Below are 1,469 nucleotides of genomic sequence, written 5' to 3'. Positions count from 1 at the left end.
CACCCCCCCCCGCCGCACCGCGCGCGCCTGGCCCGCCGACCGCGTGGTGCACACGCCCACGCTCCTCGCCCAGACCGACGACCCCGCGCACCTGATCCTGGACGCCCGCGTGTACGGCCGCTACACCGGCGAGGCGCCCGCCCCCGTCGACGCCCGTCCCGGCCACGTCCCCGGCGCGCGGAGCGCCGAGTGGCCCGCCAACCTGGACGACGACGGCTTCCTGGCCGCTCCCGGGGCCCTGCGCGAACGCTTCGCCGGGCTCGGGGCGGACTCCGCCGCCACCGTGACCGCCTACTGCGGCTCCGGCGTGACCGCCTGCCACGACCTCCTGGCGCTGGAGCACGCCGGGTACACGCGCACGCGGCTCTACCCCGGTTCGTGGAGCCGCTGGGGCGCCGACGACGGTCTGCCGGTCGAGACCGGCGACCCCCACCGCCCCGGGTAGTCTGCGCCCACGTCCCGAGGCCGTCCGCGCGGTTTTCCGCCGGACGGCCTCCTTGCCTGGCCGTTTTCGGCCAGGACGAAACCGTGCGGCCGTCGGACGCGTCAGAGGAAGGACGCCCGCGGGCGCCGTTGGCACCAGCTCCGCCCCACAGCCAAGCGAGGAACCGTGACCACCGCACTCCTACTGCTGCTCCTCGTGATCATCGGCATCCTGATCGCTGTCGTGATCACGTCGAACCGCTCACGCAAGAAGGAATCGACGATGAAGTCCCCGCAGCCCACGCCCCGGGACCCGTTCGCCAACGAGGGCGACACCACCGGCGACCCCCGAACACTCAAGGCGGGCGACATGCTCGACTTCGGGCACGAGCGCACCTGGATCCGCGGCTCCCTGCGTCTGTCCGAGGGCGGTTTCACCTGGTCCGAGCACTTCCTGGAGGTCGACGGCGGCAAGCGCTGGCTCTCCGTGGAGGAGGACCCCGACCTGGAGCTGGTCCTGTGGACCGGCCGCCCCGACACCGAGCTGACCCCGCACGCCAAGACCCTGGAGTTCGAGGGCGTCACCTACCGGCTGGAGGAGAGGGGCACCGGCTCCTACCGTTCCGAGGGCACCACCGGCCTGCGGGCCCAGGGCGGCCTGGACTACGCCGACTACGAGTCCGCCGACGGCCGACTGCTGTCCTTCGAGCGGTTCGACCACGGCGGTTGGGAGGCCGCCACCGGTCAGAAGATCCTCCCCGGCAGCTTCACGATCTACCCCGGGAGCTGATCGGCACGTGCGCGCGAGCATCAGCACGCCCTTCGTCGACACCCGGGCCGACGACCTGGTGTGGACCCTGAACCACCCCGTGGTCGAACCCCTGGCCGCCCGCACCGTCGAGCGGCCGGGGCTGCGCGTGCAACTGCGGGTCCTCGGCGCGTCGCACCAGGTCGTCGTGGAGCGGGAGCCCGGGAACGGGACCGACCCCCTCATCGAGACGGTCGCCTGCCTGCCGGGCTTCACCGGCGGGCTGCCCGGTGACGCC

At 73.3% G+C, this 1,469-nt stretch carries 3 protein-coding genes; all 3 read left to right on the top strand.

The annotated features are described in order from the left end of the window. A partial coding sequence (locus D471_RS0110710; protein ID WP_017598619.1) for a sulfurtransferase occupies window positions 1-445 on the top strand: 445 nt, incomplete at its 5' end. Between the two features lie 222 nt (window positions 446-667). Next, the gene (locus tag D471_RS0110705; RefSeq protein ID WP_394296853.1) at window positions 668-1,213 is read left to right on the top strand and encodes a DUF4178 domain-containing protein; all 546 of its coding nucleotides are present in this window, start codon (window positions 668-670) and stop codon (window positions 1,211-1,213) included. A 7-nt stretch (window positions 1,214-1,220) separates the two neighbouring features. Continuing rightward, window positions 1,221-1,469 (top strand): DUF2617 family protein (locus tag D471_RS0110700; RefSeq protein ID WP_017598617.1); only part of this gene is annotated, 249 nt, incomplete at its 3' end.

Origin of the sequence: Nocardiopsis lucentensis DSM 44048 (genome assembly GCF_000341125.1) — a bacterium.
Classification (GTDB): Bacteria; Actinomycetota; Actinomycetes; order Streptosporangiales; family Streptosporangiaceae; genus Nocardiopsis; species Nocardiopsis lucentensis.
Note: the sequence above shows the minus strand (reverse complement) of the source record. Positions and strands in the feature narration are given on the sequence as shown.